Consider the following 18,238-nt stretch of genomic DNA (forward strand, 5'->3'; position numbering starts at 1 on the left):
GGTCCAGACCCAAAATCAGCCTCAGCCAATCCAGGAAACTCTAGAGCGAAGGTCGTCGTCGCCAGCAGCGCCGCCGCCCTCGTCAGTGATCGGGCTTATAGACCCCCGCCCTCACAGACGTCAACAGCAACCTTCAAAAAAACTTCAAAAATCGACAACTCACTGTTTATAAACAATAATTCCAGCTGTTGATAAACTAGGTCGATTTGATCCACGAGATCGCGGTGTTTCGGTCCGCAAATCACCGCCCACTGGTTGCGCGATCTTATATCGCCACAATCTGGCAGGATTTAGGAACGCGACAGGCGCCGAACGTCAGTCGTCGGCAGCGCCATTTCGCGGGTGAAATGGCCGCGGTTTTCCCGGACGCTCTGCATCAGGAATTCGCGCACCGCCCTCACCCGCGGCACGGCCACCAGATCCCTATGGCAAACCAGCCAGTAGGTGCGCTTGAGTTCGATCTCTTCCGGCAGGACGATCTCCAGGTCCTCCTCCTGCTGCGCGATGAAGTGCGGCAAGACGCAAAGGCCCAGCCCCTGCCGCACCGCCTTCAATTGCGTCAGGATGCTCGAACTCTGGAAATGGGCATGCAGGCCTGGCTGCAGCTCCCCCAGGTAATCGAGACCGGGCGCAAAGATCATGTCCTCGATATATCCGACGAAGCGGTGGGCCGCGAGATCGTTGCGCCCAGTGATCCGCGGATGCTTCGACAGATAGCTGCGCGCGCCATAGACATGCAGCGTATAGGGGGCCAGCACCTCGGATTGGTAAGGCCCGGCCTTCGGTGCCGTCAGCGCCACCTGGATATCCGCCTCCTTGCGCGAAAGCGACATGATCTGCTGGATCGCCAGCATTTCCAGGGAGACGTTCGGATAGCGCGCCGCAAAGTCCCCCAGCCGGTCGGCCAGGAAGAAATTGCCGAAGCCTTCGAGCGTGCTCAGCCGGACGACGCCGCGCTGCGCCGTCAGGCCGTCATTGATGTCCAGTTGCAACTGTTCGGTCTCGCGCTCGATCCGTTCGGCGGTTTCGACGAAGCGCTGGCCCATGCCGGTCAAGACGTAGCCGCGCGGATTGCGCTCGAACAGCTTGACCTTCAGCGCGAACTCCAGCCGGTCGATGCGACGCGACACCGTGGCATGGCTGGTCCTCAGGCGCCGCGCCGCCGTCGACAGCTGCCCGGTACGGGCCACCGCCAGAAAGAACTGCAGATCGTCCCAGGTGAAATTCGGATTCATGCTCACTCCCTGTCTGTTCGAAAATGAACAGATCCTGTTTTGCAATTTACGGTTCCGGACGCTTGCATCCAAGCAGTTTTTTCCCGATGGTACGTGCCAGAGCGGACATCTGAGGAGCATGTCTGGCCAAATATGAACAGAGCGAAACGAACGCCCCCCGGCGGCCACCATCCGGCGCCGGAGCATTCCTGCGTTCGTTGGCGACGGCTGGCGGTTTGGGAAGAGGGCATGACGCGAAGGGATGCGGCGCCGGGGCGCGGCTGAAGGAGCGATCTCGCGCGAACCCCGGATCTGAAGGGTCGAGCCGGAGATATCGAGGGAGAACCATGGACATATACGACTTCATCGTCGTCGGGGCAGGCAGCGCCGGTTGCGTGCTGGCCAACCGCCTTTCGGAAAACCCGCGGCACCGCGTGCTGCTGCTCGAAGCCGGCGGCCGCGACAACTACCACTGGATCCACATTCCCGTCGGCTATCTCTATTGCATCAACAATCCGCGTACAGACTGGTGTTTCACGACGGCGGCGGAAGAGGGCCTGAACGGCCGGGCGCTCGGCTATCCCCGCGGCAAGGTGCTCGGCGGCTGCTCGTCGATCAACGGCATGATCTATATGCGCGGCCAGGCACAGGACTACGACCATTGGCGCCAGCTCGGCTGCACCGGCTGGGGCTGGGACGACGTGCTGCCGCTGTTCAAGAAATCCGAGGACCATTATCGCGGCGCCAACGAAATGCATGGCGCCGGCGGCGAATGGCGGGTGGAAAAGGCGCGCGTGCGCTGGGACGTGCTCGACGCATTCCAGAAGGCGGCAAGCGAAGCCGGCATTCCCGAAACGCCGGATTTCAACCGCGGCAGCAACGAAGGCTCCGGCTATTTCGACGTCAACCAGCGCTCTGGGATCCGCTGGAACACCGCAAAGGCGTTCCTGCGCCCGGCGCAGAAGCGCGGCAACCTTACGGTTTTGACCAAAGCGCATGTGCGCAAGCTGATCATCGAGGGCGATCGCGTCGCAGGCGTCGAATTCCAGCACGACGGCACAGTCAAGCGCGCCTCGGCCACACGCGAGACGGTACTTTCCGCCGGCGCAATCGGCTCGCCGCACATCCTCGAACTCTCCGGCATCGGTCGCGGCGACGTGCTGCAGGAAAACGGCATCGCGCTTCGTCATGAGCGGGCCGGCGTCGGCGAGAACCTGCAGGATCATCTGCAACTGCGCATGGCCTACAAGGTGACAGGCGTACCGACGCTCAACGAAAAGGCAAACTCGCTGTTCGGCAAGGCGTCGATCGGGCTCGAATATCTCTTGAAACGTTCCGGGCCAATGGCGATGGCGCCGAGCCAGCTCGGCATCTTCACCCGCTCCGGGCCGGAGAAGGAAACGCCGGATCTGCAGTATCACGTGCAGCCGGTGTCGCTCGACAAGTTCGGCGAGCCGGTTCATTCCTTCCCGGCTATCACCGCCAGTGTGTGCAACCTTCGTCCGGAAAGCCGCGGTTCGGTGCATCTCAAAGGGCCGGACTTTGCCGCCTCACCGGACATCCGGCCGCGCTACCTGACGGCGGAGGCCGACCGAAACGTCGCGGTCAATGCCATCCGGCTAACGCGGCAGATCGTCAGGCAACCTTCCTTCGCCCGCTTCAACCCGGTCGAGTTCAAGCCGGGGCCTTCCTACGAGACCGAGGAGGACCTGAAGCGTGCGGCCGGCGACATCGGCACGACGATCTTCCATCCGGTCGGGACCTGCCGCATGGGCGCCGATCCCGACAGCGTCGTCGATCCGGAACTGCGCCTACGGGGGCTCAAGGGATTGCGCATCGCCGACGCCTCGGTCATGCCGACAATCACCTCGGGCAACACCAACTCGCCGACGATCATGATCGCCGAAAAGGCGGCGACGATGATCCTCGCGGCCAATCGCTAGGCGTCTCGGGCAAGGGCGGGCGGCGTTCGGCGCCCGGCGAAGATGCTGATTCCACGCCGGATTCGGCCAGGTAGCGGTGTCGGATAACGGTAAACTGGCCGAAAAACGACGCGAAAAGCTTAAATCTCAGGCGTCGAGCCCCTATATCAGGCCCTGATGGCTCGGTTTGAGCCCAAGCAAGATTTAGGGGTTGTGATGGCAATGCAGCGATTTGGGCGTTTTGGACGAACTCTGGCAATGATGGCGATCGGCATGGTCGTCGCGCTGACCGTTGTGGACGTCGCCGAAGCGCGGCGTTCGGGCGGCGGCTTCGGTAGCCGCGGCACCCGCACCTTCTCGCAGCCGGCAACCACCAACACCGCGCCGACGAGCGCGGCACCGATCAACCGTTCGATGACGCCGCGCCAGGACGCAGGCCCCGCCGCCGCCACTCCGGCGGCCGGCCAGACGCGTCCGAACGCCACCCAGCCGAACGCCCGTCCGGGATTCTTCAGCGGCTTTGGCGGTTCGCTGCTCGGCGGCCTGATGGTCGGTGGTCTCATCGGCATGCTGATGGGCGGCGGCTTCGGCGGCGCTGCCGGCTTCCTCGGCCTGATCGTGCAGATGCTGCTAATCGGCGGCCTGATCATGCTCGCCATGCGCTTCTTCAACCGCAACCGCCAGCAGACGGCCTATGCCGGTCCGTCCGAGCGCTCGTCGGGCCAGCAGCCTTCGAACGGCATGCCGTCGTTCAAGATCCCGAGCATCGGCGGTGGCCAGGCAAGCGGCCAGCCGCAGGCGCGGCCCCAGGCTTCCCCTCAGGCAGCGCCCGTCACCGACGGCCCGACCGATGAGATCGGCATCCAGGGCTCCGACCTCGAGCAATTCGAAAAGATGCTGAAGGAGGTCCAGGCCGCTTATGCTGCGGAAGACTACGGCACGCTGCGTCGCCTGACGACGCCGGAAGCCATGTCCTACCTCGCCGAAGAGCTCAGCGACAACGCCACGAGCGGCGTCAAGAACGATGTGCGCGATGTGCACCTGGTTCAGGGCGACGTCGCCGAGGCCTGGTCGGAAAACGGAACGGAGTTCGCGACCGTCGCCATGCGCTACGAGAGCATCGACGTCATGCGTGACCGCACCACCGGCAAGGTAATCAGCGGCGATCCGGACAATCTGACGGAAGCCGTCGAACTCTGGACCTTCGTGCGCAAGCCGGGCGCCGAGTGGCAGGTTTCGGCGATCCAGGGCGTCAGCCACTGACGCACTAAACAAAGCCTATAAGAAAGGCCCGGTCGGCATCGCCGCACCGGGCCTTTTCGTTTTCACGCGTCACACGGCGGCGGGGGCCGCAGTCGACGGCGCCAGAACACCGGCGATCAGGTCCCGCAGCCAGCGATGGGCCGGATCGCCGTCGCGCCGCCGGTGCCAGATCTGCCGGAAGGCGAAGGGCGGGATCGCGAAAGGCGGCGGGAAGATGGCAAGCTGCCCGGCCTCCCCGTCGCGGGGCAGGATACGGCGCGCGACCGTCAGCACGAGGTCGGTTCCGGCAACGAGACCGGGCGCCGCACTCCAATGGGGCAAAGCCAGCGCGATACGGCGCTTGTGTCCGATAGCCGAAAGCGCGAGGTCGATCTCGTTGCCGGTATCGCCGCGCAGCGAAACGAGGATATGCGGCCGCTGCAGATAGGCGGAAAGATCCATCGTAGTTTCGCCACCGAGGCTCACACGATCGGCCAGGCAGGCAAAGTGCTCCTCAAACAGCAAGGATGTTCTCAGATCCTCGGCAAGCGTCGGGAAAACCCCGAGCGCCAGATCGATCTCCCCGTCGATGGCCTGCGCCATCATCACTTCGCGGCTCGCCTGGCTGACAATGAGATCGACGTTCGGCGCCTGCTGGCGCAGCACTGCCGTCAGTTGCGGAAGCAGCACAAGTGCTGCGTAGTCGGACATCGCCAGCCGGAAGACATGGCGCGCGCGCGCCGGATCGAACGGCTGAGACCCCATGAGCTGACGCATATGCGCGAGCGCTTCGGCAAGCTGCGGCGCGATCTCCAGCGCCCGCACCGTCGGCTCGAGCTGGCCGCCGTGGCGCACCAGCAACGGGTCGTCGAACAGTGCGCGCAACCGCGCCAGCGCATGGCTGACGGCAGGCTGGCTCTTGTTCAGCCGGAGAGCCGCGCGCGAGACATGGCGCTCCGCCAGGAGGGCGTCGAGCACCACGAGCAGGTTCAGGTCGATAGCGCCAAGATTATTCATCGCACGAATATAGCACCTGCAAAATCGGAATTTCCATTCTCCGCGCAAATGAGAGAGGATCACGGCAACAAAAGGAAAAAAACAATGCCCAATCTCTCCTCCCTCCTGTTGCTTGCCGTGGCGATCTTCGCCGGCGCCGTCGTCCCCCTCCAGGCCGGCGCCAATGCCAACCTTGGCCGCCTCCTCGGCCATCCGCTCTGGGCGACGGTTGTCTCGCTCGGCGTCAGCCTCGCGCTCATCCTGCCGATGCTGATTGCATTCCGGGCGCCGTTGCCCAACCTGGCTGTGGCATTCAAGGGTCCGTGGTGGATCTGGATCGGCGGCCTCGCCGGCGTGATCTACATTACCGCGGCCCTCCTCCTTGCGCCGAAGCTCGGCGCGGCAAGCTTCATTGTTGCCGTCATTGCCGGCCAGATGGTCATTTCCATGCTGATCGACCACTACGGCCTGATGGGTTTTCCGCAAAAGCCAGTCAATGCGGCGCGGCTGACCGGCCTGTTCTTCATCGTCGGCGGCATGGTGATCACGCAGATCGCCAATGTCACGCCGGCCTTGGCCAACGCACCGCGATAGCGCAGGGCCGCCTATCCATCGCGGCAGCCATCACCATGAAGGCTGCCGCTTGTCACCTGAGAAGCGCCCATGGTAGATGGCTGGCCATGTCGAGCGAACCCCATTTGATGGCCTGATTAGCCCCGCAAGGCGGGGCTTGCATCTGTGAGCCCAGAACCGTCCGCCTCTCGCGCGGGCTTATCCTGTTCGCGTCGATCTCATCAAACCTGCCAATGCAGCAGACCCGAGATCGATTGCGTCTCATCGGGCTCTCCTATGAACACTTCCAATCTTTGGGGCGATGCCGCCTTCCGGCGCATCAGCCTTGTCCTCACCGTCGATTCCTTCTGCTCCTGGATGCTCGTCGCCGCGTTACCGCTCGTCGTCGCAACGCGTTTCGGCGCCGGTGCGGAACTGGTCGGCAGTCTTGCCTTGCGCCTGCTGCCGAGCCTCCTGCTTGCGCCGATCGTCGCCGCGCTCCTGCGGCGGAGCGGCCCTAGGCTTCCGGTGCTATGCTCCCTGTTGGTGACCGCCGTCGCCATTCCCGGCCTTGCATTCGCGCCGAACGCGATGACAGTGCAGATGATTGTCCTGGTCATCGGCACTGCGGATGCGGGGATCACGCCGGGCCTCCTGATGCTACGCGCCGCCGTCGTTCCCGCCGGTCGCAACATGGAGGCCAATACCGCATTCCAGGCGATCGACCGCTTCGGCAAGATTTTCGGACCGCCGGCAGCGGGTCTCGCAGTCGCCTCCGCCTCGATCGAGGCAACGCTTGCTGCGCTGGCGCTCGCCCAGATCGCGACAGCCCTTCTACTGGTGCTTCAACCACGCGACAGGCAGGTGCAAGAGAACGCGGCCCCTTCACACGCTCCGGGCTTCGAACGGGAAATCCTTGCGATGTTCCGCGAGAACCCCGTACTCTGGGCCTTGCTGCTCCCGGCTTTCGGCTACATGGTCTCGCTCGGGGCACTGCAGCCGTTCCTGTTCTGGCTCAATCGTGACCAGTTTCATCTCGGCCCCGAGATGTGGACTTTGCTTCTGGCGGCGCAGGGTGCCGGCGCCCTGATCGGCGCCATCGTCTCGCATCAATTGGCAGGGGCTTTGACCAGCACGCAAGCGCTGCTTCGCGCCTATCTCATCTCCAGCCTGCTCGAGGGCCTTTCGACCTTCGCGCTGATTTTCACGCCCAACTATCTGGTCGCGAGCGCACTGCTGATCGTCGGCGGCATACCGGAGATGATCGCCTTCGCCACCTACTTTACCCTCGTGCAACGCTGCCTGCCTCTTGAGCGCCAGGCCTTGTTTTATGCCGTCAGCTTGCCACTCATGGATGCCAGCTTGATCGCCGGCATCGTCTCGGGAGCCTTGTATACCAGCGATCTCGTGACGCTCGGGCAGTTCTGGCTCTTTGCCAGCGCCTGCGCCGTGCTGCCGGTTTTGCCGTTCCTTGTGTGGCGCGGGTCGGCGACCAACCGTTAGAGCCGTCTCCCCGCGGGAAAAAGACCAACGCCAGCCGTAACTTACGGCTGGCGCGTTTCACTTTGACTGGCCATACTCGCACCGGGCTATAAAGGGGTATTGCATGCAGGACCGGTTGTTCATCGACGGAAAATGGGAAAAACCGCGCCGCGGCGGCACGCTCGACGTGATCGACCCGGCGACGGAAGAGGTCATCCATCGTGCGCCTGCCGCAACCTACGAAGACGTGGACCGGGCCACTAAGGCTGCCCGCATCGCCTTCGACAGCGGTCCCTGGCCGAAACTGTCGGGAACCGAGCGCGCCGCCTATCTTCGCGCGATCGCTGCCAAGATCGAAGAGAAGCGCCACTCGCTGGCCCGGCTCGAAGTCGCCGACAACGGCAAGCCGCTGCCGGAAGCATTGTGGGACATCGACGATGCCGCCGGCTGCTTCCGCTATTATGCTGGCCTCGCCGAGGAACTGGACGCCAACCCGGAGGAGGCGATCACCGTCGGCGACAGCCGCTTCACGTCACGTGCCGTGCGCGAACCGCTTGGTGTCGTCGGCGCAATCACACCCTGGAACTATCCGCTGCTGATGGTGTCGTGGAAGGTGGCGCCGGCGCTCGCCGCCGGCTGCACCATCGTGCTCAAACCGTCGGAGCTGACGCCGCTGACAGCGCTCGAGCTCGGCGTCATCGCCGAGGAGGTCGGGCTGCCAGCCGGCGTGCTCAACATCCTCACCGGCACCGGCCAGGACGCCGGCCAGCCGTTGACCGAGCATCCGCTGGTCGACAAGCTTGCCTTCACCGGCTCTGTCGTCACCGGCCGCAAGGTGATGATGGCCGGAGCCCAGGACATCAAGAACGTCAGCCTCGAACTCGGCGGCAAGTCGCCCTTCGTCGTCTTCGCCGACAGCGATATCGACAAGGCCGTCGAATGGATCATGTTCGGCATCTTCTGGAACCAGGGCCAGGTCTGCTCGGCGACCTCACGCGTGCTCGTCGAGGAGACGATCTACGAGAGCGTCGTCAAGCGCCTCTGCGAGGAGGCCGCGAAAATCACCATCGGCAACGGCATCGATGACGGTACCCTGCTCGGGCCGATCGTCTCCAAGGGCCAGTACGACAAGATCATGGGCGCGATCGACCGCGCCCGCCAGGACGGTGCCACCGTGGCTGCCGGCGGAGGCCGCCCGGCCGGCCTCAACAGCGGCTACTTCATCGAGCCGACGGTGCTGACCGATATGCGCGAGGACAGCTACGTCTGGCGCGAGGAGATCTTCGGCCCGGTTGTCTGCGTCAAGCCGTTTGGCGAAGAGGCAGACGCGATCCGCATGGCCAACGACAGCCGCTTCGGTCTTGCAGCCGCCGTCATGTCGGCCGACAGGGACCGCTGCGAGCGCGTCGCCCGCGCCTTTCGCGCCGGCATCGTCTGGATCAACTGCTCGCAGCCGACCTTCACCGAAGCGCCATGGGGCGGCTACAAACAATCGGGCATCGGCCGCGAACTCGGCCGCTGGGGGCTTTCGAACTATCTGGAGACCAAGCAGATCACCAGCTTCGATGCCGACGAGCCCTGGGGCTGGTACATCAAGGGATAGCGCCGATCGGAGGGTGGAGGTACCGGCGTCAAATTCCCTTCATGCGGCTGTGAAATAAGCCGACTAACGATGGCATCATGCAAAGCTGTCGTGGAGCACACGGAATCCGGAGGGTCAGATGAACAGGTCGAACGACGAGATCGAAACGCAGGACTGGCTGGAAGCGGAACTGGCCGACACGCTCGACGAGGATTACGAACTCGAGCTTTCCGAGCCGGCGCTATCGGAAGAGATCCGCAAGATCTACCGCAAGAACCATCCGCCATCGATCCCGCGCATCGACTACTTTCGCTCTCTACTCAGACTGCAATCAGAACTGATCAAGCTGCAGGACTGGGTGGTCCATCACAAGGAAAAGGTGGTGGTGATCTTTGAGGGCCGCGATTCCGCCGGCAAGGGCGGCGTCATCAAGCGCATCACCCAGCGGCTCAACCCCCGCGTCGTGCGTGTCGTCGCACTGCCGGCGCCGTCCGACCGCGAAAAGACGCAATGGTACTTCCAGCGCTACGTGCCGCACCTGCCGGCCGGTGGCGAGATCGTGCTCTTCGACCGCTCCTGGTACAACCGCTCCGGCGTCGAGCGCGTCATGGGCTTTGCCACCGAAAATCAGGTCGAGCAGTTCTTCGACGACGTGCCGGAATTCGAGCGCATGCTGGTTCGCTCCGGTATCCGTCTTGTCAAATACTGGTTCTCGATCACCGACGAAGAGCAGCAGATGCGCTTTCTCGTGCGCATCCATGATCCGCTGAAGCAGTGGAAACTGTCGCCGATGGACCTGCAGTCGCGGGTGCGCTGGGAGGCCTATACCAAGGCCAAGGAAGAGACCTTTTCCCGCACCAACATTCCCGAAGCCCCGTGGCATATCGTTGAAGGCAACGACAAGAAGCGTGCCCGGCTGAACTGTATCGACCATCTATTGGCGCAGATCCCCTACGAGGATGTGCCGCACGAGGAAATCTCGCTGCCGGAACGCGTCTTCAACCCGGACTACGAGCGCAAGGTGCTGCCGCCGGAACTCTACGTGCCGTCCAAATACTGACGTGCGCGAGCAACTGCCCGCGTCGGCCGCCGTTGAAAGCGGGGCGGCATCCGCCCGCCTTGCTTGCAATATTCCCGCGAAAATCAGAGATTGCCGTGAAACGCCAGTTTCATGGACATCGCATGAGCCCGAAAGAACGTTCCTTCCTCACCCGTGTTCGCCAAGTGCTGCCGGAGCTGCATCCGGCCGAGCGGCGGCTGGGCGATTTCCTCTGCGATTTTCCAGGCGAGGTCGCCAGCTACTCCGCCCAGGAACTGGCGGCGTTGGCGCATGTGTCGAAGGCGACGGTGTCGCGCTTCATCCAGCGGCTCGGCTACGACAATTACGAGGAAGCGCGCCGGCATGCCCGCGCCGACAAGCAGACGGGGTCGCGCCTGTTTCTCGCGACCGCCACCGACAGCGGCGGCGAGCAGTCGCTCACCTCGCACGTGGCGCAGGGCGTCGCCAACATCGAAGCGACGTTCCTCGCCATTTCCGAAACCCAGGTGACGGCGGCCGCCACCGCCATTCTCGGCGCCCGCAAGGTCTGGGTTATCGGCTTTCGCGCCAGCCATTCCTTCGCCACCTATCTGCAATGGCAGATGACCCAGGTGGTCGAGCACATATCGGCCATACCCGGTGGCGGCCAGACGCTCGGCGAACATCTGGTCAGCATCGGTAGCGACGACGTCGTCATCCTTTTCGGCCTGCGCCGCCGCGTCACCTTGATCGAACCGATCCTGGCGCAGCTCGAAAAAGCGGGCGCAAGGCTGCTCTATATCACCGACGAAGGCGTTCCCTTCCTCAACCAGGCGGAGTGGCACTTCCGCTGCCAGACGCTGGCGCCGGGGCCTTTGTTCAACCACGTCTCGGTGATGGCGCTCTGCCATCTGCTCACCACCCGATGCATCGAAATCGCCGGTCCCGCCGGCCGAAATCGCCTGCGCGGCATCGAGGCGATCAACGACGCGCTCGACGAACTGTGAGCGTCGATTGGGCATTTGCCTGAAACGGCAGAACATTTTTCAAGCAGACGAAATCTGAGTTTCAACTGCTCGTTCGAGCGCAATCTGTCGCCAAGCTTTTGACGATAAACGAGAAACCTTAGTTTCTCATAGAATGGCACGAAATCTGCTTTCCCTAGCCTGGGTTGCGAACGGCCATTTCCTTTCGCAGCGCGTCATAGAATCTCCTATGAAACTGAGATTTCATGATATAGATTTCATGAAACTGAGTTTTCACATTTTCACGTTGTTAAGCCATAAAGGGGAACGAACCATGGCAGCGGAAAATATGGTACCGTCCGGCAGGTCATCGCCGGTCATCAGACAGTTGGAATCAGCCTTCACCAAGATCGGCGTCACCGGCGCCCACAAGCAGATCCTCGCCCTCGTGCTCATCGGCTGCCTGTTCGACAGTTTCGAGCAGAACACCATCGGCGTCGCCGGCCCGATCCTGAAAGAACATTGGGGCCTGACCGGCACCGACATCGGTTTTCTCAACACCATCACCTTCGGCAGCGCAGCGATCGGCCGCCTGCTCTCCGGCATCCTCGGCGACCGTTACGGCCGCCGCGTAATGCTGACCATCAACCTCCTGCTTTTCACCATCGGCTCTGCCGCCTGCGCCATGGCGCCGAATTTCGCCACGCTCTGCTTCGCCCGCGCCATCGTCGGTTTCGGCGTCGGCGGCGAGATCTCGACGGCCGTCACCATGCTGTCGGAATTCTGCTCGCCGAAATTCCGCGGCACGGCAGCCGGCCTCGTCAATGTCGGCGCCGGCGGCTTCGGCAACTTCCTCGCACCCGCCTTCGGCCTGATGATCTTCACCCTCTTCCCGGGTGAAAACAGCTGGCGCTGGCTGTTTGCCTCGCTCGCCTTGCCGGCCCTGCTCGTCGTCTTCTACCGCCGTTTCGTGCCGGAGACACCGCGCTTCCTGGCATCGCAGGGCAAGATCGACGAAGCCAACAAGGTACTTTCCATCCTTGCCTCCGGCTCGCTGCGCCCACGCAATCTCAAGGTCCAGGAGTACCTCACCAAGGATCACCTGAAGGATGAAGAGCCGGCCAAGAGCGACTGGAAGGAACTCTTCCGCGCGCCCTTCATCGGCCGCACCATTCCCGTCGCCATCGCCATCCTGATGAGCTACGGCGCGCAGCTTTCGGTGCTGACGCTGATGCCGATCATCTTCGTCTCCATGGGCTACACGCTGCAGGGCAGCCTGCTCTACAGTATGATCATCCAGAGCGGCAGCGTGCTCGGCGCCATCGCCGCCTCGATGTTCGGCTATTACTTCCCGCGCAAGAAGGTGCTGACGCTGGGTGCGGTCTTCGCCTGCCTCGCGGCCGTCTCGATCGCCTATCTCGGCACCAATATCTATCTGGTGCTGATGTTCGGCGCGATCTTCCAGTTCTTCGTGCTGCTGCTCAACACCTCGATCTGGATCTATGCACCTGAACTCTTCCCCACCCGCATCCGCGCCTTCGGCGTGGCGCTGATCCTGGCAACCGGCTCGGCCGCGGGCTCCTTCGTGCCCACCATCGCCGGCGCCCTCTTCGACGTCTACGGCATGGTCGGTGTCTTCGGGCTTGCCGCCGGCATGTATGCGGTCTTCGCCTTCTGCATCCAGCTCGGGCCAGAGACCTACGGCATGTCGATGGAAGACCTGACCCAGCCAGCCGATACGGACCTTACAAAGTCTGACACTTCCGAAATCAAGGTCGGCGCGGAACTGAGAACGTGAACACACATATCCTTCTGATCAACCCGAACAGTTCGCGTGCCACCAGCGACATGATGGTCGCCATTGCACGCCGGGCTGCATCAGGACGCATGGCCGTGGCAGTCGCCACGGCCATGCGGAACCCGCCGATGATCGTGACGCCGGAGCAGCTGACGGACGCTGCAGCCGAGGTCGTCGAGATCGGTGAAAAGCATGACGCGGGATGCCGTGGCATCGTCGTCAGCGCCTTCGGCGATCCCGGCCTTGCCGCCCTCAAGCAGAGGCTCGATATCCCGGTCATCGGTATCTGCGAGGCTTCGATGATTGAGGCCTCCAGGAACGGCCGAAAATTCGGCGTCGCCACCACGACACCGGAACTGATTGAGGCCATCGACGAGCGCGCCCGCGACCTCGGCGTCTGGCCGCAATATACCGGCATCCGCTGCACGCCGGGCGATCCGCTCGCGCTCTCCGCGCACCCGGACCGTCTCCTCGCGGCGCTCGGCGAAGCGGTGCGTCAATGCATCGAAGACGACAGCGCCGAGGCTGTCATCATCGGCGGCGGTCCGCTCGGCCAGGCGGCCGACGAACTGCAGCCGTTGTTTGCGACACCGATCATCGCGCCCATTCCGAGCGCCATCAACCGCATGCTCCAGCTGATGCAGGTCGCCGCCTGAGCGGCGCCCGCAAGCCCATGATCGCCCAAAAGGAGTATGGATCGGGCGAGCGGAAAACCTGTTTCCACCGGCCGCCCTGTGGTATTTTCGCTGTTCCTTAGGAAGCGAGACCAAAGCTGGGGCGGAGGTTGCGCGATGAAATCGCTCTTTGCTTCGCTGGCCGCGGTGGGGTTCTTCACCGCGACAGCCATGGCCGGCCCTTTGCACGACGCGGCACGGGACGGCGATACGGCACGCGTCAAACAGTTGCTCGACCTGGGAAGCGACATCACCGAGCCGGATGCGGCCGGCGAACCGGCGCTGCTGATCGCGGCTCTGAAAGGACGCACCGAAGTGGTCGCGCTCCTCCTTGACCGGGGCACCGACATCGAGATCCGCAACAAGGGCGGCCTGACGGCGCTGCACGCGGCCGCCTATGGCGGCAGTCTCGACACCGTGAAGCTGCTCGTCGCCAGGGGCGCTGCCGTCAACGATACCGCCAACTTCTACAAGATGTCGCCGCTGCACGCGGCCGCTGAAGAGGGCCACGCCGAGATTGTCGCCTTTCTCTTGGCCAACAAGGCCGACATCGAGGCCAAGGAGCGCAACGGCTACACGCCGCTGACACAAGCCGGCTGGCGATCGTACTGGCCGGCCGCCGAGCTGCTCCTCAAGGCCGGGGCCACCTGCCAGAAGGCCGAGCTTGTCGGCGATTGGCTCTATGGCGAATGCACGAAACGGCAATAGATCAGATCCGGAAACGGAGGAAAAGGCATGTCTAGACACTCCATACGATTTGCAATCGCGACGACAGCGGCGCTCCTTTTACCGGCCGTCCCGTCGCTGGCGGAAGAGCCCGTCAACACCGGCTATTTCGGCGACGTGGCGATCAAGGGCTACGACCCGGTCGCCTATTTCACCGAGAACAAGGCGGTCGAAGGATCGCCCGAATTCAGCTACCGCTGGCTCGGCGCCACCTGGCAGTTCGCCAGCGCCGAACACCGCGACCAGTTCATCAAGGAACCGACCCGCTATGCACCGCAATATGGCGGCTATTGCGCCGACGGTGTCTCCTTCGGCACGGTGACAACCAACATCGACCCGAAGGCCTGGCGCATCATCGAGGACAAGCTCTATCTCAGCTACGATCCGGGTGCGGCCGACGGTCTGGTCAAGAACCCGAACAAGGTGGTGGATTCGCGCAAGCACTGGTCCGAGGTCGAGCAGACGTTGCTCACCGAGAAGGCGAACATCAACTGGACGAAGCCCCAGCCCTGAAGGCCTGCGCTCCGGCGACGATAACCGTCATTTCTCGATCGAGAAGAATTTTAACGCCTGCGGCGTCACGTTGATGTAGTCGGCGGTGCGCTCACCCTTGGCGGTGTTGCGGTAGACGTAGCCGCAGACCATGCGGTCGAGAAAATAGCCGTCGTATTTCTCGCAGAGCTGATTGCCCTTCACTTCGATGCGTCCGGTGATGTTGGTGTTGCTGGTCCGATAGGCAGTATTGCCGTCCTTGTCGAAGAACTGCGCGAAGCTCGTGCCGTTCTTGTGCATGCCAACCCAGGTTTTGTCGGTGGTCAGTTGCTTGAGTTCGGCAGGGCCGAGCCGGTCGCTGGCGGCACCGACGAAGCCGAAGGGCCATTCGGGAACACCGGCGACGCGCAGGCCGAAGAGGTGCCGATAGAGATCCTCTTCGCGCCAGTAGTCGTAGAGATAACCATAGTAGCTGAGGTTCGTATCCGGGAAGAGCTTCAGGAGTTCCGACGCTTGTGCAGCGGCACTCTGCTGGTCACCGCGCTGGGCATAGGCGGAAGCCAGGTACTCGCGTACCGCTTCGGCCTTCGGTAAGGACGCGCCGGCCGCTTCGATCAACGGGATCGCCTTCTCGAGGCGGCGCGAGGTGTAGTAAACGATGCCGGCCAAAAGCTGTAGGCTCGATGAGGGCGAAGGATCGAGCCTCAGCGCCCGCTCGATATCGTCGAGCGCCTGTTCATGTTCGCCGGTCTGCGCCAGCACCAGCGCCAGGTTGGCCAGCGCTTCCGCATCGTTCGGCTGCGCCGAAACGGCCCGAAGTGCCGATTCCTTCGCCTCCAAGGGACGGCCATCGACGAGTTGCAGCAACGCCAGCACCGTATGGGCGCGGGCGTTGTTGGCATCGAGCTTCAGCGCCTGCCCCGCCGCGTCATAGGCGATCTTGCGCGCCACGGCCGCCGACCAGAGATAGTTGTAGTCGTTTCGCCAGACGTCGACGGCGACACGGGCGATGCCCGCATGGGCGTCGGCGAAATCCGGATCGAGATCGATCGCCCGCTGATAGTAGGAAAGCGTCTGGCGATAGGTGTCGACATCGCGCCAGATCAGGCCCTGCTGTTCCGCCCGCATGTAGTTGTCATAGGCTTCCAGATTGTCCGTCGGGATGCGCGCCAGTTGGTCGCGCTCGCCCTCACTGAGCTTGACCTCGAGTGCCGCTATGATCTTGCCGATCACGTCGTCCTGAACCGCGAAGAGATCGGCATATTGCCGGTCGTAACGTTCCGCCCAGAGCGAAAGTCCGCTCATCGCGTCGATGAGCTTGACGTTGATGCGCAGCCGCTGGTCGGCCCGCTGCAGCGTGCCTTCGAGCACATAATGCACGCCGAGTTCTGCGGCCACGTCCTGGATCTTGTCGGCACTGCCCTTCAACGCAAACACCGAATGGCGGGCAATCACAAAGAGGCCGGACAACTTGGACAGCTCGGTAATGAGATCGTCAGTCAGCCCCTCGGCCAGATGGTCGTGATCACTGTCGCCGCTGACATTGATGAAGGGCAGCACGGCGACGGAAGGCTGGTCCGGCAGGGGGTAGGCGAAGCGCTGCGCTGGCCCTTGCGGCGCAATCAACGTCCAAGGCTGCCACCAGCCAACAGCCGCCGCCAGCGCAAACACCGCCAGAGCGATCACTACGCTCTTCAGCCGAGCAGTGTTGCGCCCATTCTGCGCGACGATCGTCTTGCCAGCGGCATCGGGATCAAGAAGCACGCGATAGACACGGATCGGTTCGGCGAGCCCCTTGACCGCCTGCGCCCCGAGCGACGCGAAACCGGCCTTCAGCTTCGAACCCACCTGGTCATAGGCCGTGCCCGAGATGGCAATGCCGCCCGGCTCGGCGAGCCCCTGCACCCGGTCGGCAATGTTGACGCCGTCGCCGTGGATATCGTCCCCCTCGACGATGATGTCGCCGAGATTGATGCCGATGCGGAAATCCAGCCTCTCGCCGTTCGCCGCCTTTTCGGCTTCTGCCGCCGCCTTGCGCTTCTGGATTTCGATCGCGCATTGCGTCGCATCGACGACGCTGCGGAACTCGACCAGCAAGCCATCGCCCATCGTCTTCACCAGCCGTCCATGATGTTCGCGAAAGAGGGGTTCAAGGATCGTGTTGAGGTCGGACTGGAATCGCAGACGCGTCCCTTCCTCGTCCAGCCGGCTCAGGCGGCTGTAACCGACGACATCCGCGATCAGGACGGCAGCGAGACGGCGCTCCATCGACGGGCTCTCAACGTACGATGTACTCCAGCCTTTGATGTTACCGCAGCTTGGCAAACGGCGCCATCATGCCGAGAGGGTGTTCGAAAGCGCCAGTGTCCGTAACCGTTACGTACTTGCGTGAACCTTCTGCCGGGCCTGACATAGGCAGCAGAGAGCCGACGGCCCGCCATCGCACCATGGCGGGCGACGTCACGCTTTGCGCGACAGGCGCGTCCGTTTCCTGTCGCAACACCTGAAGGGAACCGTCTATGTCCAGCATCTTCCGCCGAACCGCCCTCTCCGCGTTTCTCCTGCCCTTCGTGGCTGCGCCCTCGATCGCGGCCGATCTAGTGCCGGTCGGCGTCGACAACTTCGTTCGCGCAGAAAGCGACATGTACGCGGCCGGCATGGTCAAGGAAGGCGGCCTTGGCAAGCTGCTGCACCGGCGGGAACCCGCCTCGATCGACAATCAGACCGTCATCCGCCTCAACCGCGACACGCTCTATTCGTCGGCGGTCTTCGATCTCGACGCTGGCCCGGTGACCATCACCATGCCGGACGCGGGCAAGCGCTTCATGTCGCTGCAGGTGATCACCGAGGATCACTATGTGCCCGAAGTCGTCTACGGCGCTGGCGAAACCATGCTGACGAAGGAAAAGGTCGGCACGCGCTACGTCGTCGTCGGTATCCGCACGCTCGTCGATCCGGCCAGCCCCAAGGACATCGCCGCAGTCCACGCCCTGCAGGACGCCATCAAGGTCAGCCAGCAAGCAGCCGGCAGTTTCGAAATCCCGGCCTTTGATCCGGCGAGCCAGAAGAAGGTGCGCGAGGCACTGTTGGTGCTCGGCTCGACCATGCCGGACTTCAAGAAGGCCTTCGGCACCAAGCAAGAGGTCGACCCGATCCGCCACCTGATCGGCACGGCGACCGGCTGGGGTGGCAATCCGGACAAGGACGCGACCTACTTGAACGTCACGCCCGCCAAGAACGACGGCAAGACCATTTACAAGCTCGACGTCAAGGACGTGCCTGTCGACGCCTTTTGGTCGGTGAGCGTCTATGATGCCCAAGGGTTCTACGAAAAGAACCCCTACGACGCCTATACGATCAACAACATCACCGCCAAGAAAGCGGATGATGGCAGTGTCGCGATCCAGTTCGGCGGCTGCGACGGCAAGATCGCCAATTGCCTGCCGGTGGTCGAGGGATGGAACTATACGGTGCGGCTCTACCGCCCGCGCCAGGCGATTCTTGACGGCTCCTGGCAGTTTCCGGAGCCGCAGCCGGTAAAATAAGCGCGCCGCGCCAAGCAGGGAGACGGGCCC

General features: G+C 63.2%; 15 protein-coding genes. 12 read left to right on the forward strand and 3 right to left on the reverse strand.

The genetic code is table 11. From position 1 onward, the window contains the following. Positions 1 to 290 precede the first annotated feature (290 nt). Positions 291 to 1,235 (reverse strand): LysR family transcriptional regulator, encoded by a 945-nt coding sequence (locus IB267_RS28855; RefSeq protein WP_192450899.1) that lies wholly within the window; start codon positions 1,233 to 1,235, stop codon positions 291 to 293. A gap of 326 nt (positions 1,236 to 1,561) precedes the next feature. On the opposite strand from IB267_RS28855, the gene IB267_RS28860 reads away from it, so the two are divergent. Beyond that, positions 1,562 to 3,157, forward strand: a complete 1,596-nt coding sequence (locus IB267_RS28860; RefSeq protein WP_192450900.1) for a GMC family oxidoreductase — start codon at positions 1,562 to 1,564, stop codon at positions 3,155 to 3,157. A 240-nt stretch (positions 3,158 to 3,397) separates the two neighbouring features. Next, the gene (locus IB267_RS28865; protein ID WP_371742663.1) at positions 3,398 to 4,399 is read left to right on the forward strand and encodes a Tim44 domain-containing protein; all 1,002 of its coding nucleotides are present in this window, start codon (positions 3,398 to 3,400) and stop codon (positions 4,397 to 4,399) included. 69 nt (positions 4,400 to 4,468) lie between these two features. Here IB267_RS28865 and IB267_RS28870 read toward each other — a convergent pair whose 3' ends face one another. Next, on the reverse strand, positions 4,469 to 5,395 hold the full coding sequence (locus IB267_RS28870; RefSeq protein ID WP_192450902.1) for a LysR substrate-binding domain-containing protein: 927 nt from the start codon (positions 5,393 to 5,395) through the stop codon (positions 4,469 to 4,471). Between the two features lie 84 nt (positions 5,396 to 5,479). Here IB267_RS28870 and IB267_RS28875 point away from each other — a divergent pair, with 84 nt between their 5' ends. The 9 genes from IB267_RS28875 (at position 5,480) to IB267_RS28915 (ending at position 14,684) form a co-directional block, all read left to right on the forward strand. Beyond that, positions 5,480 to 5,968: a DMT family transporter gene (locus tag IB267_RS28875; RefSeq protein WP_043619501.1), complete on the forward strand. Its 489-nt coding sequence runs from the start codon at positions 5,480 to 5,482 to the stop codon at positions 5,966 to 5,968. A gap of 255 nt (positions 5,969 to 6,223) precedes the next feature. After that, on the forward strand, positions 6,224 to 7,429 hold the full coding sequence (locus IB267_RS28880; RefSeq protein WP_192450903.1) for an MFS transporter: 1,206 nt from the start codon (positions 6,224 to 6,226) through the stop codon (positions 7,427 to 7,429). A gap of 103 nt (positions 7,430 to 7,532) precedes the next feature. After that, on the forward strand, positions 7,533 to 9,011 hold the full coding sequence (locus IB267_RS28885; protein WP_192450904.1) for an aldehyde dehydrogenase family protein: 1,479 nt from the start codon (positions 7,533 to 7,535) through the stop codon (positions 9,009 to 9,011). 118 nt (positions 9,012 to 9,129) lie between these two features. Next, on the forward strand, positions 9,130 to 10,050 hold the full coding sequence (gene ppk2, locus IB267_RS28890; RefSeq protein WP_192450905.1) for a polyphosphate kinase 2: 921 nt from the start codon (positions 9,130 to 9,132) through the stop codon (positions 10,048 to 10,050). A 122-nt stretch (positions 10,051 to 10,172) separates the two neighbouring features. Further along, entirely contained in the window at positions 10,173 to 11,015 is an 843-nt protein-coding gene (locus IB267_RS28895) for a MurR/RpiR family transcriptional regulator (protein WP_192450906.1), read from the forward strand. A 292-nt stretch (positions 11,016 to 11,307) separates the two neighbouring features. Continuing rightward, positions 11,308 to 12,771, forward strand: a complete 1,464-nt coding sequence (locus tag IB267_RS28900; protein ID WP_192450907.1) for an MFS transporter — start codon at positions 11,308 to 11,310, stop codon at positions 12,769 to 12,771. Beyond that, positions 12,768 to 13,427, forward strand: coding sequence for an aspartate/glutamate racemase family protein (locus IB267_RS28905; RefSeq protein ID WP_192450908.1), 660 nt, complete (start codon positions 12,768 to 12,770; stop codon positions 13,425 to 13,427). Before IB267_RS28900 ends, IB267_RS28905 begins: the two co-directional genes overlap by 4 nt. Positions 13,428 to 13,562: 135 nt before the next feature. Further along, complete coding sequence (locus IB267_RS28910; protein ID WP_192450909.1) at positions 13,563 to 14,153, forward strand: ankyrin repeat domain-containing protein; 591 nt, start codon at positions 13,563 to 13,565, stop codon at positions 14,151 to 14,153. 27 nt (positions 14,154 to 14,180) lie between these two features. Next, complete coding sequence (locus tag IB267_RS28915; RefSeq protein WP_192450910.1) at positions 14,181 to 14,684, forward strand: YHS domain-containing (seleno)protein; 504 nt, start codon at positions 14,181 to 14,183, stop codon at positions 14,682 to 14,684. A 27-nt stretch (positions 14,685 to 14,711) separates the two neighbouring features. On the opposite strand, the gene IB267_RS28920 is transcribed toward IB267_RS28915, so the two are convergent. Next, the gene (locus IB267_RS28920) at positions 14,712 to 16,931 is read right to left on the reverse strand and encodes an adenylate/guanylate cyclase domain-containing protein (protein ID WP_192450911.1); all 2,220 of its coding nucleotides are present in this window, start codon (positions 16,929 to 16,931) and stop codon (positions 14,712 to 14,714) included. 251 nt (positions 16,932 to 17,182) lie between these two features. Here IB267_RS28920 and IB267_RS28925 point away from each other — a divergent pair, with 251 nt between their 5' ends. Then, entirely contained in the window at positions 17,183 to 18,208 is a 1,026-nt protein-coding gene (locus IB267_RS28925; protein ID WP_192450912.1) for a DUF1254 domain-containing protein, read from the forward strand. Positions 18,209 to 18,238: the final 30 nt, after the last annotated feature.

Source organism: Ensifer sp. ENS09 (assembly GCF_014852425.1).
GTDB lineage: Bacteria > Pseudomonadota > Alphaproteobacteria > Rhizobiales > Rhizobiaceae > Ensifer.